The organism is Verrucomicrobiota bacterium, assembly GCA_016871495.1.
Taxonomy (GTDB): Bacteria; Verrucomicrobiota; Verrucomicrobiia; order Limisphaerales; family VHDF01; genus VHDF01.
Genome location: VHDF01000001.1, coordinates 18,215 through 33,250 on the forward strand (window position 1 = coordinate 18,215; position 15,036 = coordinate 33,250).

General features: G+C 59.9%; 13 protein-coding genes and 1 pseudogene. 4 read left to right on the forward strand and 10 right to left on the reverse strand.

From position 1 onward, the window contains the following. The first annotated feature begins 3 nt into the window (after positions 1–3). Positions 4–1,593: a methyltransferase domain-containing protein gene (locus FJ404_00070; protein MBM3821284.1), complete on the forward strand. Its 1,590-nt coding sequence runs from the start codon at positions 4–6 to the stop codon at positions 1,591–1,593. 27 nt (positions 1,594–1,620) lie between these two features. On the opposite strand, the gene FJ404_00075 is transcribed toward FJ404_00070, so the two are convergent. The 3 genes from FJ404_00075 to FJ404_00085 form a co-directional block, all read right to left on the reverse strand. Then, the gene (locus FJ404_00075) at positions 1,621–2,541 is read right to left on the reverse strand and encodes an SMP-30/gluconolactonase/LRE family protein (GenBank protein ID MBM3821285.1); all 921 of its coding nucleotides are present in this window, start codon (positions 2,539–2,541) and stop codon (positions 1,621–1,623) included. 82 nt (positions 2,542–2,623) lie between these two features. Further along, positions 2,624–4,180, reverse strand: a complete 1,557-nt coding sequence (locus FJ404_00080) for a hypothetical protein (GenBank protein ID MBM3821286.1) — start codon at positions 4,178–4,180, stop codon at positions 2,624–2,626. A 122-nt stretch (positions 4,181–4,302) separates the two neighbouring features. After that, positions 4,303–5,712, reverse strand: coding sequence for a trypsin-like serine protease (locus tag FJ404_00085; protein ID MBM3821287.1), 1,410 nt, complete (start codon positions 5,710–5,712; stop codon positions 4,303–4,305). A 107-nt stretch (positions 5,713–5,819) separates the two neighbouring features. On the opposite strand from FJ404_00085, the gene FJ404_00090 reads away from it, so the two are divergent. The 3 genes from FJ404_00090 (at position 5,820) to FJ404_00100 (ending at position 8,100) form a co-directional block, all read left to right on the forward strand. After that, complete coding sequence (locus FJ404_00090; protein MBM3821288.1) at positions 5,820–6,227, forward strand: hypothetical protein; 408 nt, start codon at positions 5,820–5,822, stop codon at positions 6,225–6,227. A gap of 263 nt (positions 6,228–6,490) precedes the next feature. Next, a complete protein-coding gene (locus FJ404_00095) occupies positions 6,491–6,688 on the forward strand; it encodes a hypothetical protein (protein MBM3821289.1) in 198 nt (65 codons plus the stop codon). Between the two features lie 599 nt (positions 6,689–7,287). After that, on the forward strand, positions 7,288–8,100 hold the full coding sequence (locus FJ404_00100; GenBank protein MBM3821290.1) for a type II secretion system protein: 813 nt from the start codon (positions 7,288–7,290) through the stop codon (positions 8,098–8,100). 268 nt (positions 8,101–8,368) lie between these two features. On the opposite strand, the pseudogene FJ404_00105 reads toward FJ404_00100, so the two are convergent. From FJ404_00105 to FJ404_00135, 7 genes and pseudogenes are all read right to left on the reverse strand, one after another. Next, positions 8,369–8,769 (reverse strand): annotated as a pseudogene (locus FJ404_00105) (translation initiation factor). A gap of 67 nt (positions 8,770–8,836) precedes the next feature. Beyond that, positions 8,837–9,619, reverse strand: a complete 783-nt coding sequence (locus FJ404_00110) for a hydratase (protein ID MBM3821291.1) — start codon at positions 9,617–9,619, stop codon at positions 8,837–8,839. 30 nt (positions 9,620–9,649) lie between these two features. After that, entirely contained in the window at positions 9,650–10,894 is a 1,245-nt protein-coding gene (locus FJ404_00115) for an amidohydrolase family protein (protein MBM3821292.1), read from the reverse strand. 360 nt (positions 10,895–11,254) lie between these two features. Beyond that, on the reverse strand, positions 11,255–11,908 hold the full coding sequence (locus FJ404_00120) for an alpha/beta fold hydrolase (protein ID MBM3821293.1): 654 nt from the start codon (positions 11,906–11,908) through the stop codon (positions 11,255–11,257). A gap of 277 nt (positions 11,909–12,185) precedes the next feature. Next, on the reverse strand, positions 12,186–13,649 hold the full coding sequence (locus FJ404_00125) for a hypothetical protein (protein ID MBM3821294.1): 1,464 nt from the start codon (positions 13,647–13,649) through the stop codon (positions 12,186–12,188). After that, positions 13,646–14,200: a hypothetical protein gene (locus tag FJ404_00130; protein ID MBM3821295.1), complete on the reverse strand. Its 555-nt coding sequence runs from the start codon at positions 14,198–14,200 to the stop codon at positions 13,646–13,648. The genes FJ404_00125 and FJ404_00130 overlap by 4 nt, the downstream gene beginning before the upstream one ends. Beyond that, positions 14,197–15,033 (reverse strand): ChbG/HpnK family deacetylase, encoded by an 837-nt coding sequence (locus tag FJ404_00135; GenBank protein MBM3821296.1) that lies wholly within the window; start codon positions 15,031–15,033, stop codon positions 14,197–14,199. The genes FJ404_00130 and FJ404_00135 overlap by 4 nt, the downstream gene beginning before the upstream one ends. Positions 15,034–15,036: the final 3 nt, after the last annotated feature.

The window sequence follows — 15,036 nt, forward strand, 5'->3', positions numbered from 1 at the left end:
GGCATGACTGCACCCACGCCCGCTTCCCTTTCCACCCCTTCGCGCACGCCGGAATGGACTCCCGGGCTCCGCCGCTATCTGCACCTGACCGCGATGCTTTCGGGCGCCGCGGTTCTGGTCGTCGAGATCCTGGGCGCCAAGATGCTGGCGCCCTTCGTCGGGACCTCCCATTTCGTGTGGACCGCCCAGATTGCGGTCACCCTCGTCTCGCTCGCGTTCGGTTATCAACTGGGCGGGTGGGCCGCCGATCGCACTCCGAAACTCGGGCTCTATTACACTTTTCTCGCCGCCGCCGGTCTCGCCCTCGTCCTCTGCATGCCACTCGTCGAGCCCATGGCCTACGCCTGCTTGAAGTTTCCTCTGCCCCTGGCCGCTCTGCTCTGCTCCGCAGGCTTGTTCGTGGTCCCTCTGACGTTGATGGCAACCACGGTGCCCTTTCTCATCCGGGTCATGGCCAGGTCCGTGGAGAATGTGGGAAGCCAGGCCGGGCGCCTTTCCGCCATCAGCACCCTCGGCAGCGTCGGGGGCGCGGTCATGATCGGTTATGTGCTGCTGCCACTGCTGCCGAACTCCATCACCCTGGGATTGACCGCCGCCCTGTTGGCGGTCTTGGGCTTGATCTACGCGCTGATCTGGGGCCGCGCCGGCAAGCACCTCGCGCTCCCCGTGGCCACGCTCTTCGTCTCCGCCGCCATGACCGCAATTACCTACCGGGCCGAATCTCATCCGCGTTTCAAGGGCATGAAGGAAATCGCCCGGCACAATTCCAACTTTGGCCAACTCCAGGTGCTGGAGGGACTGGACAGCGGCGATCCGCGCCGAATTTACCTCAACGATTATCTCGTCCAAAACACCTACGACCGCGAACGCAAACAAAGCACCTCGCTTTTCACGTTCATGCTCCACGGATTGGCCAAGGCTTATACCGAGAAATTGGATCGCGCGCTGTGCATCGGATTGGGCATCGGCATCGTCCCCATGCAACTGGCCCGGGAAGGGACTCAAGTGGACGTCGTCGAGATCAATCCGGACGTCATCCCACTCGCGCAACGTTACTTCGATTTCGACCCGGCCTTGATGAAGATCGCCGTGGGAGACGGGAGGCAGTATCTCAACCAGGGGGAGACTCGCTACGACGCGGTCATCCTCGACGCGTTTCTCGGGGATTCCTCACCCTCGCATCTCATGACCCGGGAGGCCTTCGCCGCCATGCGACGCCGCCTGGAACCACACGGCGTGCTCGTCATCAACTCCTTCGGCGACTTCGCCGCAGGGGCGGACTTCTTTGTCGGATCGATCGACCAAACCCTGCGGGCGGTCTTCAAGCAAGTGCGCATCCACGCCTCGGGCAATGGCAACGTGTTTTTTGTGGCCTCCGACCGGGAAAACCTCTCCATCCTTCGGACGTTCGATTTCGACGCGGTTTATGGCGGCGTGCGCCATCAGGCGCGTGATGCCTTTTCCAGCGTCCGCGAGAATCCCCTGGGCAGCGGCCGCGTCCTGACCGACGATTTCAACCCGGTCGATTTTTATGACGCCGTCAACCGCGAGAAAATGCGGCGCAACCTGGCGATCTTCGTCCGCGGACTCTGATTCCGGCCGATCTCCATTCCGCCGTGTTCAGGGCTTGGCGGCTGGCCGGCTTTGCCATCGCTGCCAGGCCAGCCCCGGACGATCCACCCGAAAAGCGACCAATCGCCGGTGCTCGACTTCCGTGACGTAAACGGTCCGGCCATCCTCGCCTCCAAAACATAAATTGCTCGGCTTGCTTCCCAGGACCCCAATCTCCTTCAGAATCTCTCCCTTCGGACTCATCTTCACCACGGTGCCTTTGCCATAGCGCGTGATGTAGAGATTCCCGTCGATGTCCGCCCTCATCCCGTCAAACCCGAAATCCTCAAATTGACGCACCAGCCGCTTGTCTTTCAAATCTCCCGCCGCGTCGCGTGTCCAGGCCCAGACATTCCGCTGAACGCTCTCGTTCACATAGAGTGTTTTCCCGTCCGGACTCATCTCGATGCCATTGCTGGTCCCAAGGTCCGCGGCCACCTTCTTGACCTTTCCTGACCGATCGAAACGCCAGATCTGACCCGTGCCCTGACCCCAGTTGGGATCACTGCCATAAAGCATGCCGTCCGGCGCCAGCGCCAAGTCATTCGGCTGATTCATGCCCTTGTCATGCGCGAAGACGGCAATCTTCCGTGTCTTCGGATCGATTCTGAGGACGTTGTGCCCGGTGTAGTCCGCCACATACATCATCCCGTCGAAACCAAACACAATCCCGTTCCCGGTGCTGCCCTCAGGCAATGTCACAAAGACTTCCGACCGCCCATCGGGCGCCGTCTTTCCGAGGGTATGCTGACGCGCAAAATTGACGGCATAGATGTGGCCATCACGATCGCAGGCTGGCCCCTCAATCCCCTCCGTAAAAACCCCTGAAGCCGTCACCGCCCAGGGTTCCCACAAAGTCGAAACGGCTTTGCCCTTCTCAAGTTGGGCGTTGGCCAGCCACGCCGGGAAAAGAATCAACCCCAGCCCCATCACGGTTCGAATCGAATGTCGCGCGGCTCTCAACACCTCCGCAGGCTTGACCAAGCTGAAACCTTGTTTCATGGCGCCCCTCTTATCGCGATCGCCTGCCCCCGCGCGAGGCTGTTTCACCCCCGGCACTGGGAGGGGGCACCGCCCCCGGCGGCAGGGACGCGGAGTTTTCATGAATAACCCTGTCTTTGGGGATTCCGTAACGTTTCAAAATCTGCGGCGTCGATGACTCCGCTTCTTTCGCGTCCAAAACCAGCCTTCGGATCGCGTCGCCCTTGGCGAATTGCATCCGGTGAAATCCGTCTTTGGACATCGTCAAGGCTTTCGCCACGTCTTGCAACCCGCCGATCTTCATCCCGTTCAGTTCATCCAGCACCAGCAATCTCATGTCTTGGTAACCCACATTGACCGGATCCGGGAGCATCCCGGTGAGAATCACCATCCCCGAACGTTCCTCGGTCGGGTCGTCATTCCGATAATAGGCCAGTCTGAAGGGCGCGCGGCGCTTCCAATCATCACCCCAACTGCGAAGGAGCGGAATGCTCAGGGGTTGGAGAATGAGCCCTCCCACAATCAAGTATTCCGGTTCGCGATCGAACAGTTGTTCCGGAAGGATTTTGGTCCGGTAATTCACCGCCGGGATCTTGTAACGCACTTCCATCGTCTTGCCGTCCCGCAATACCTGAATGGGAATCTCGTCCCCGGCCCAGCGATGGCGCGTCGCTAAACCTTCCATGTTCAAATTGCCATAATCGGGATCCCGATAATAACCGTCGCTGTCGATCTCAAATCCATCGACTTTCAAGATCACATCCCGCGGTTTCATGACCGTGCTGGAAACGGGCTGCTTCGGCACCTCGATCACCACCACGCCGCGCGGTTTGCCCTCCAACTTGAGATGGCTCAACAAATCAGGGTTTTCCGCCTGCTGCCACACGAAATCGAAGAATCCGAGTCCCCGGTAACCGCCCTCGCGGCGCGCCTTCAGCACGTGTTCAATGGTCGAGGCCGGGATGGCCCGGCAGGTGTTCCCGTTTTGAGACGAGGCCATTCCGGCAACCTTGTTGCCCAAGATAATCGCCTCACCCCAACCCACCCCCTGGGTCTCGGAGCTCAGTTCAAACTGAATCATCTGCGCCTGGCTCGTCTTGGCGTCCTCCACCACGCACTGGTTGAACTCCATTTTCCGAACTTCCAGATTGCCGTTGCGCCAGCGCAACAACTGAAATCCTTCTTTGCCAATGGGAACAGGAGACAAAAACCCAACCGGTTTCAATCCGCTCCAGAACTCTGCTTTCTCCGTGGAAACCACCGCCAGATTGGCATAGTAGTCAATCCACACCAACTCGGCGTCATACCACAATCCACGCCCGTCGCGTTGAAATCGCAGAAGGGTGCGGTCATTCAAGTCCTCGGCGGTCGTCAGCACTTCACGCGGACCAATGACAATCCCGCTCTTGGTGGTGGTGCGGACGCGGCGCGACCACGGTTGAAACAAATCGTATTGCCGCCGCGTCCCCTCGATCGTCACCAGAGAATCCTTCCAACGATCGACTGATTTCGAAGGTGAAGAGGCCGCCTCGCTCCCGGCCAACGTCAGTGCGGCCAGCCCAATGTAGGCAAGGTAAGTGTAACGCATAGGGAATCAGAACCAACCAACCGCCCGGGTTCGAGCTGCAACACGCCGCTTCGTTCTCCATTTCACCCGGACAGCCCCTGCGCCTCGGCGACAGGCTTCGAGCTTGGAACCCATGGAACCCATCATAACCGCCGATCGTCCGTGATGTTGTAAGCGCGGAGAATATCCGGATTCGCCTTCTCGACTTCCGCCCGGTTCAGACAGTCGATGGTATTATTAGGAATAGCCTCAATGACGTGAAACTCCGATTCGGCCGAGGCAAAGGCCCGAATCACATCCTCCAGCTTCTCAATGCGAATCCCATTGATCCGGTTGATCATGCTGCGCGGCTGAAGTTTCACATTGGCGTTGACCGAATGAGCCAGCACGGACGCAAGCACAATCGGCTCCTGGCGTGTGGTCTTCGGCGATTCGACTTTGCGGTAATAGAGATCGTAAACCAACTCCGCGGCCGCGGAATCCGACCAATTCCGTCCGAACGTCTTGAGATAATCCAAGCTCAAAGGGACAAACACCAAACCACCATAGACGTAATAGCGGGGCAGAACGTCGTATTGATTCCCCGTGACCTTGTCGGCGTCATACACCTTCACGGGGAGCTTCACTTCCATCGCTTTTCCGTCCCGCCAAATCCGGAGAGGCACGGACTCGCCATGCTGGCCCATCTGAAACGCCAAGGCCATGCTCACCCGGTTGTCCTGATAAAGCACCGTGCCGTCGCTCGCCACGTCAAATCCGCCCGCGTTCAGAATCACGTCCTCCTCCTTCAGCAACTCCTCGGTCGAGGGAATCGGCAGCAACCCGTCGATCCGAGCCCCCCGGTCGTCGTCCGGCAGCTTGAGGGCGCGCCGGTAAGCCGGGTTCTGGAACGGCGTGAAACGAATGCCGGCCTGCGGAAATCCGTGATACGTGCCATCCTCCACGTCCTTCAAAAAGTGATTCACCACCTGGGTGGGAATGAAAAAGCCCGTGTTCTCCAGGCCCGGCGCACCCATGAAGGCAACCCCGACGACCTTGTCGTCCTGAATCACCGGTCCGCCACTGTTGCCCGGATTGATCGCCGCATCGGTCTGCACACTGAGAAAACTGCGGTTTCCAATGTGAACATAATTCTGGAGTTCGATCCGCGACACCACGCCTCGGGTGTAGGAAATCTGTTCGCCCCCGGCCGGATAGCCATAGGTCACCACCGTCGAGCGCACCTTCGGCAACTCGCCCAGCTCCAATGGATACAGCCCGTTGAAGAATCGCTCATCCTCCACTTCCAAAATCGCGAGGTCGCAGTCGTGCCCGACAAACGAGACCTTGGCGGGATAGGGCCGCGGATCCTGATACCGCTTGAGCAAGATCTGCCGGGCCCATGCCACCACGTGGGCGTTGGTCATGATCTTCTTCCCCTTAATGAGGAAGCCGGTGCCACTCCCCCGCTGCACGGATTGAAACCGCCAGGGCGAGTCCCATTGAGGCGGCTGGGAAAAGGTGAAGACTTGAACCACCGACCGTTCAGGATCAGCCCCCCAAGTCACCGTCATCGCGCCGAAAAGGACACCGAGGGAAAGTAACGTTTTGAATGGCACGAAGCCAAAGTGGTATCGCTTCCGGAAGTGGTCAAGCCTCGATTGGCCAGGAAAAATTTCCGATGGCAGCCGCACGCATTGTCTTGCAGTATCCACAGAGTGCTATGAGCCGGTGGATCTTCACAGCCTTGGCATTCACTCTCCCGACCTACGGGTGGTTTGTCTTCGCCGAGGGCTGGATACCCCTGGCCGCCTACGTTTCCATCGCCGCCGGCGGATTTTTCGGATTCTTCCTCGCCGCTGCCCACCTCCTCGTCTACGGCACGCTGGAGTACGCCTTGGCGAAGCTCTTGACGGCAGGGCTAACCCATCCTTCTTGTTCAGGCCATCTCCGAACCTTCATTCTGGTTCTCTTGAGTTGCTCCCTCGCGGCCCTTCTCCTCTTCCCATGGTATTCGCCGCCAAGCTTGAGCGGTCCAAAGTGGTGCAACGGGGTGACGCTTTGGAAGTACTTTCCCTTTCACAAATAATGAGCCGTCCCTCGCCAAAGGGATCGACGCAAAATCTTATGAGACTTTTCGATGGAACAACCCGCGGGAGGAAGCTTCGCCTGGAGTTCCGCGCATCGCTTCGAAGTTCATCGCCCACGAGCGTCGGCTTGGGTGGATGAGAACACCGTGGAAGGTCCCGGCGCCGGCGCGGCCCCCGGGATCCGGGTGCTGGAAAAGGCCGGCGAGAAATAGCGGCATCCCCGGAAAGTGAAAGGGGTCCCACATCATCAAATGTTTTTGGAGTGACGACAGAGGTGCCCGTCCGCACGCTACGCGCCTGGCCCGCCTACTTCACGTTCAAGCCCTCCAGCCATGGACCACGCCCTGAACCGCCGCCGGCGCGGGAAACGACGCTGACGCTGGACTGGCTTGCCCGGCGGTTGAACATGGGCGCGACGGGCTACGCCGCGCCATGCCTGCGCAAGCCTGAGGAGAGATGAACCAGGACAAAATCATACGGATATGCGCGGCTGACCCCTTTTCGGAATAGAATTAGACATGGTTCTTATAGGTTCATGCTTGTCGTTAAGGCCGAAACCTCCGGACGCAAAAGACCAGGGCTTTCTGTAGTTGATAGGCATCTTCTGTTTGACGCTCCGCGATCCGGCGCACCTGCAAGTTGTCGGGGGGGCGCCGTTCACGGCGCTTCCGCTCGCGCCCATTGGCCGCGGCGATCTCCTCCCGTTCCATGGCACGCCCTGGGTAGATGCCTTCGCTCTCGACCCTTGCCCCTTGAACCGGCCATGCCCCTTTGAAGATACGCCCTGAAGCGGCGTGAACGCCGCGCAACTCACCACCACCTGTGGATGCACGGTCCGCGATCCGGTGCATCCCGATGTTGCCGGTGATGCAGGTAGGGCGCGCTCGTCCCGGCGCGCCGCCGGAGCATGATGTTTTGCATCCAGTGGGCGGCGGGCTGGGACAGGCCCGCCCTACCAACAACATAGGGATACACGGTCCGCGATCTTGAGATCAATCGCTCCCTTGACAATGCCTTGTGGGTCTGGCACTTTCAGCCCAATGCCACGACGTTCCTGAAATGTTTTCCTTAGATCGTCGATCCCTCCAGGCGCGGCGAAAGGCCGTGGCAACCGTTCCCACGAAGCGAGGTGGTTTCACCCTTATCGAGCTGCTCGTTGTCATCGCGATCATCGCCATTCTCGCAGGAATGTTGCTGCCCGCCTTGTCCAAGGCGAAGGAACAGGGCAGAAGAGCGAAATGTATTTCGAACTTGCGTCAGTTCGGCATGGCGACCTCACTCTATGCGCTCGATCACAAGTCGTTGCTCGCAACCGTCAGCCCGAGTGGCACCTTTCGACTTCCCTCGGTCATCAACGTAAAATCGGCAACCGGCCCGGACGGTCACAAATTCATCAACCTCGAGAAGATGGCTCCCTACGTGACTGGAGTCACCCTCGAACCGCTCAATGTGGGAGGCATTTGGTGGTGCCCAAGCACCAAAGTGCCCGATGCCAAAGCCGTGGCCGAACAGGGCAAAGTCTGGGGATATGTCTCAACCAGCTATTCCTATTTTGCACGCGTCGACACTTTTGCGGCAGGAACCGCGAGCAAGCCGGAGGATTTGACAGCCAACGAACTGCTCGCAGACCGACTGCTTATGGCTGATCAACTCTTCTCCTGGAATGCTGATCGACAATACTATTACAACCATGGAGCAAACGGATGGAAGGGCTCGCGCACTCTGAGTTCATTTGCTGGGATGCACCACCTCTACGGAGACGGGCGTGTGATCTGGAAGTCGTCCAAACAATTTGACCCCGCGATCACAAAGCCGGCGAACAAAAACTCCGGCTGGGTTGTGAGCTTTTCCACCGACACAAGTTTTTATTGAATTCGCTCCGGCCCCGTTGGCGAGCGTCACGCCATCAAAGCAAAGGCCCCTCATCGCCGAGGGCAGCGGCTAAAGCCTGCCTGGGCGACTCGAAATTACGCCCAGACATCCTGACCCCAAGCGGGAGATGCGGGACGGATGCAAAAGGGATGTGAGACCAAAGTGACGTGAAGCGGCTCAGTCGCAAGCCGGAGGCTAGCCAGCGATAAGCCGGTGGTTGAGGAGCGCAGCGACGATCTCACCGGTCCACCTGCTCAGCAACCGAAACCTATCCTCCGGCAAAGACCGGACGGAATCCGGCTTCGACAAGGATGCGGGCCACTTCCTGACGCTTGTCGCCCTGAATTTCGATCCGCCCTCCTTCACCGTGCCCCCGGTGCCGCAGGCTTTTTGCATGGTCTTCGCAAGCGACTCTTTCTCAGGCAACCCGATACCGGTGAATCCGCTGACGACCGTCACCGTCTTGCCCCCTCGATGCGCCGTCTGACGAATGATGTCCACCCGTCCGCGGTTCTTCTGAGGTCTGGGACCTTCTTCCGCCGACCGTCTCCCAGCCTCGGCCGGCGATGTTTCACCTCCGGAAGGCAGACCCTCGTGACGGAGAGCCGCGAAAGGGTTGGGGACGAAGGACTGGCCGCCGTCGATATGAAGACGTTTGTTCCTGCTCATCGATTGAAATTCACAACTGATGCTCAATACCCCTTCAACTCGAAATGATTCTCGAGGTTGCCCGCGTTCACACAACCATTGTCGTCACCTGACCCAGCGAACCGAAATCCGCCAAGACTCGGCAGCCAGGCTCGATCGCGACCGGAACGACCGCGGTTCCCGTCGTCACGATGTCCCCCGAGCGCAATCCCGGACCGTAAACGCGGAGTTCGTTCGCGATCCAGTGCATGGCCCGCCTCGGATCCTCCAAAACATTGGCCCCCTTCCCTTCTCGCATGGGAACCCCATTGATCAGCACCCGGACCACGTGGGTGGCAAGATCGAGATGGCGCCAATCGCGCACCGGTTCGCCCAGCACGAACTGGAAGGCGCACGCGTCGTCCGCGATGAGTTGGGCATCACCCACCGCACAGAAGTCGCGAAAACGCGAATCCGGAACTTCAATGGCAGGATGCAGCGTATCAATGGCCTCCAAGACCTCATCGAACTCGTAGGGGCTTGCCTGGGACGGCAAATCACGCCGAAGACGAAAAGCGAATTCGGCTTCGGCGACGCGCATACCATTGTTTCCCAACCGAATCGAGGCACCGTCGGCCCCCACACGACCAGCCAGCAACCGTCCAGCCAGCGGCCCGTCCACTCGTAGATGCGCCTGTCCCGCCTGGCTGGTAGCAGCAATTTTCCATCCGAGCGTGGCTTGGCCGGAGACCTCGGCCAATTGACGTTGCACAGCGTAGCCCTCCGCGCGGCTCCGGGGTCGAAAAGATTCCGGAATCGCGTCGATGCGTCTTTCCTCCGTCCAAGCCTGCCAGATGCACTCCGCGGCAGCTTTAGCGGCTTGAGGGTTCATGCCTGCCTCCGATAGAGCTTTGACATGGGGTTAAACCGACCGGCGATGAAACTCGCCATTCTTCACCACCGCCAGCATCTTGCCGCGATCCAGCAACACGCCTGGATCGGCCAACGGATCGCCAGCGACCAACAACAGGTCGGCAAGGAAACCAGGTTGAATTTGCCCTAATTCTAGGGGCATTCCCATGGCAGCACCGCCGTGCTGGGTCATGCTCAGAATCGCCTCCATCGGGTTGAAATCACAGTAACGGATCAAGTGTTCGATGTCGCGCGCGTTGTCGCCATGCGGCGTCACAAAAAAACCGTAGTCACCCCCGCCCAAAATCCGAATGCCGCGCTTTTTCATTTCTTTCAGGCCACGAGCCGCCCCCTCCAGTTCCTCGCGAAATCCGAATTCCTGAACCTGCTGTTCCGTGAACCACTTCGAGCCGTGGTAGGCTGCCGTCGCGGTGAAACCAAGGTTGGGGCTCACGAAGACCCAATCCTTATTGGCCTCCAACAAGTCGAGCGCTTCCTCGTCGGCATAGTTCGCGTGGTAGATCACCTTCACCCCGTACTTCACGGCCAGCTTGACCGAACCGGCGCTTCGCGCGTGAGCGCTCATGCGCTTGCCATGTGCATGCACGACTTCAGCAGCGGCGGCAACCTCCGCCTCGCTCATCACCGTGCTCTGCGATGGGGCATGCGGTACGAACGTATCACCCGAAATGACAAGCTTGATGATGTCCACACCTTCACGAATGAGTTCGCGGGTCCGGGACCGAAAGGCCTCCGGTCCATCCAGGACCAACGCCATCGAGCTCATGTGCGGCATGTGCTGGGTGCGCATGTCGCCCAGCCCTCCGGTCACCGTCAGCCAGGGACTGGCCGCCAGGAGGCGGGGTCCAGGAATCTCTCCCTTCTGGATGGCGTTGCGGATGACCACATCCGTTCGTGGCTTCGCCGACGCCGCACTGATGCAGCTCGTGATGCCGCAGTCCAGGTAGAGCTTCGCATTCCGCACCGCAATCAGGGTGGTTTCCTCGGGAGGAATCATGCCGATCTTGGCGAGGTCATCGGCATTCTCAATGCTCAGATGCGCATGGGACTCAATCAACCCCGGCATCAATGTGGCGCCGCGACCTTCAACGAGATCCGCTTGATCGCGCGTCACGCGCGCGGGCAAGCGCGCCACCTCGGTGATACGATTTCCTTCGACCACGATTTCCCCGGGATAAGGTTGGGCCCCCGTACCATCAAGGATCTGAACTGAAGTGAATACCGTTTTGGTCATGGCTCGAGATCAAGTAACAAGGACCGAGCATATCGCAAGATTCACGCCGCGCCAAGTGCGTTGACGTCCTCATCCAGGACCCCCGTGTATCCGGATGTTGTTGGTAGGGCGGGCCTGTCCCAGCCCGCCGCCCACGGGATGCAAAACATCATGCTCCGGCGGCGCGCCGGGACGGACGCGCCCTACCTGCATCACCGACAACCTGGAGAGGCACGGCCAGTCACCGGGCGCGGGACCCAATTCTTCAACCGCCCGGCTTCAAGGCCAGGCAGTGAAAAGAGTGACGAGGAACGGGAGGATCCGAAACTTCCGAAGCATCCGCGCTCCCGCGGCGCGCCGCAGCTCCAGCGTGCCTTCATCTCAATCAAAGGTTCCGCGGCGAAGAAAGTGCACGGTGAGCCGGATGGCCTCGGGATGGCGCATGATGAAAGGATGAGTGGCGTGAACGACGCGATGGCCGGACATCCCTTCCACCTTGGTTCTTTCCACCGACACCTTGCCGTCATCGGGCCCTCGAATCATCCCACTGTTGATCCAATTGATGGATCGATCCCCGGCCAACACCCCGACTTCAAAAGTTACCGGACCCAATCGAATCGGCGTCGAGTCCCGGCCCGTCCCCAGTTCACGCCCGGCCGGACCGTTCAACGCTCCAAAAAGCCAAAGCCCTGCCAAGCGGTCCACGACCTCGCTGCCACCATTAGGGGGTCCCAACATTACCACACGTCCGAGTTCGGGAAGCTCGTGACGGCTCAGGTAGCTTCGAACCAGGATTCCCCCCAAGGAATGCGTCACGAAAGAGATCCGTCTGGCACCCTGTTTCCGGCATTCGCTCACCGCCCGGTCGACAAAGGTGTTGGCCAGCGACTCAACCGAGGCCGTCCTGGATGGGTAATCGAAGTTCAGCACCCGAAAGCCGGCTGCTTCCAACTCGCCCGCCATCTTCCGCATCGAACGACTGGTCCGGCACATGCCGTGCAACAACACCACCCATTCCGCTGCTTCCGTTCCCATCGCTAGTGTGCTCTTCATGAATTGGGTGGGCATTTGTTACGCCGATTTGGCGGTTCTGGCTAGGCGCGACGAGGGAGCATACCCGCCAGCGGTCTGTGACCGAGGAGCAACAACGCCAGAACCGCCAAAGCGGCGCAACCCTTCGGGCGGCGAGTCTTTCGGCCGTGGGCTTCGTTGCTCCTCAGTCACGTCTCTCTGCAGATAGGCTCCTTCGTCGCGCCCCGCCCACGGCCAAAATCCTTCGCCGCAAAGGCCCACCCAATTCATGAAGAGCACACTAGTTCACCGCCGCTTTGAAGGAATACAACGCTCGGACCGTGCGGATCAGCAGACCAGACTCCGACGCAACCGGAGTTGCGTAGATTTTCTCCTTGAAATCGCGAGATCCCAGCAAGCGCCAGCCCGGCTCGTTGGCCATCACGGTCACCACCCCTTGCTCGCTCGAGAAATAAACCTTCCCGTCCGCCGCCACGGGAGACGCATAGTAGGCTCCCATTCCCGGGAGCCGTTCCTCCCTCAACATCGTGCCCCCTGCCGCTTCGATCTGAGTCACAATACCCCCGTCCTTCACCATCCAGAGCACGCCTTGATCCACCAGCGGACTCGCGACATAAGGAACTCCACGCGGATGACTCCACAAGAGATCCGATGCGGGCAATTCCCCCCGGCTGACGGAGGGGCGCAACGCCAGCAATGCATTTCGAGCCGATTGAAACACGGCCGCATGTCTCTCCCATTCCTTGCGTTCGAGCCAGCCGTTTTGGTCCAGGTCCATGCGAAAGAAGCGATCCAGCACTTCCGGATTTCCGATTTCGCCCCTGGCGAGACGGCCGTCGCCATCCCGATCCCACTTTCCCACCGCGGCGGTCCAATCCTCCAGCGCGATCCGTCTGCCCGCATCGCCTCCAGGTGCCCACGAGGCCATGTAAATCCGGTCTTGGGACGGTACTGGAACGGGAATCACAATCCTCGCCAACCCAAGGGTCCACCACTGCTTCTCGCCCGTTTTCAGATCGTAGCCCGCCAACTCCAAGGCTCCTGCAACCAGCAACTCCGGCTTTCCCCCGCGTTCCCAAATCACCGGAGTCGAATAGCTCCGCACCGCGTCCGGCCTCGACGTGCGCCATCTTTCATGTCCGGTCTTCCGGTCGTAGGCCGCCAGAAAACTGTCGGTGTCATGGTCCTGCTGCACCACCACCATCCCTCCCGCAATCACGGGAGAACTGCCGGCGCCATATTCGTCCTGAAAAGGCCCCATGCGACGTTCCCAGAGCAGGCGCCCTCCGGCATCCAGCGCCACCAAACCGTAACTGCCAAACAAAACAAACACCCGCTCGCCATCCGTCGCGGGACTCGGCTGAGCCACGCCTCCCGTGGTGTGGTGAACCGTCTCCAAAGGCACTTCGGGCACCTCCCACTCCCAACGCTTGCCGCCGGTTTGACGATCGAACGAATTCACCACCAACCGGCGCCGGCTCATATCAAAACCGGTCACGACAATCTGATTCCCCATGACCAAAGGTGTCGAATGCCCTGGCGGCGAATCTGAACGCCAGCGCAAGTTGCGCGTATCGTTCAAATCGAAAGGCAACCCCTTGACCATCGTGGACGCCACGCCATGTTGAGAACGAAAAAACTGAATTCCATGGGAAGCAGCCCGGCCTTCCAACCACGCCACCACCATCGCGGCCAACATCGCCAAGACCCTCCACACCCGCATCGATGTTCGCATCTTCCTCATCGCGATCCTCCCGACGCGTCGCGACCATCATTCCCCTTGCTCTCGACGGCTTTCCCGTGAGCCTCTTGTGGTAACGAGAGGGAGGCGGTCGGTGATGCATCGGACAAGGGTTGCGAAACAGAACCTGCAAGTCCCGTCACCTGGGCCCAGCGCGCCGGCGCCGGAACTTGACCTCTCCTTTCGCTCCAGGTGATCAATCCCGCGCCCAGCACGATCAGCAACACCCCCGCCCAGCGAACCGCGCTCACGTGTTCACCCAGGAGAAATTTGGCGGACAGCGTCGTCAGCACAAAACCGAGCGCGGTCAACGGCCAGACCACGCTCACATCCGCCTCGGAAAGCAGATAGAGCAAGCCCAGAAAGAAAACCGTCTCCAAAGCCACACCCAGGAGAATAGAAGGATGGGTCGCCAGACGCCCGATCCAGCGTGCCAATTCCGGCATCGTCATCGCCACGGGAGGACCCGCCGCTTTGAGACCCTTGCTCAGGAAGACCACCCCGACGGCTTCAAAGAGCAGGGCCAACAACAACACCGCAACCAGTTTGCTCATGACACCAAATCCGAGTACCTCGCCAGCCGCACTTGGAATCGCTCCACCAATTCCCTCACCCGCGGGCTGGTCAACGCTTCCAACTCAAAACGAAAGTCATCGACGGACGGATGCGAGTAAAGCTCCGATTCGCCGAACTCCAGTCGCGGCAGCAGCCGGCAAAGATAATCCTCGTCCACTCGACCGTGTTGGAGCAAACCGAACACTCGCTCGGTGTAAGCGAACCTGTGCTGGCGCAACACGCGCTCCGCCCGCGCGCTCAACACACCAAACGCCGCGGCATGAAGCGCGCGACGAGAGCAGGAATTCGCTCGCGGATCCAAGACCGCACTCCCACTCAAGGGATCTCGCGTCAGCCTCATCGCCTTCACCCCCCAGCGCAAGGCCAGGCGCATCACCACCCCAAACACCACCGGATGCAAATGCATGTGCAGGTGCCCATTGACATGGTCGAAAGCCAGCCCGGCCGAGGCAAATTTGGTGAACTGCGCCTCCAACTCAGCCTCCAACTGGACCCGGAGTGAAGGGCGAAAGAAAAACTCCCACCCCGCCCGCACGGGATCCGCCCCAAACCGCCCCGTCGCATCCACCAATCCCGGCACCCGCTCGGGAGGCATCACCGGAAAACCATCGACCAAGGTCAAATGCAACCCCACCCCCAGCCGCGGACATTGCCTTGCGCATTCCACCGCCTCCTCAAACGCCTCCCCGCCGGCCATTAAACTCGCCGAAGTCAAGATCCCGCCAACATGAGCCTGCTTCACTGCCGCGTTGATCGCGGTCGACCGCCCGAAATCATCGGCGTTGACAATCAGGGTCCTGGTCATCGCCATGGC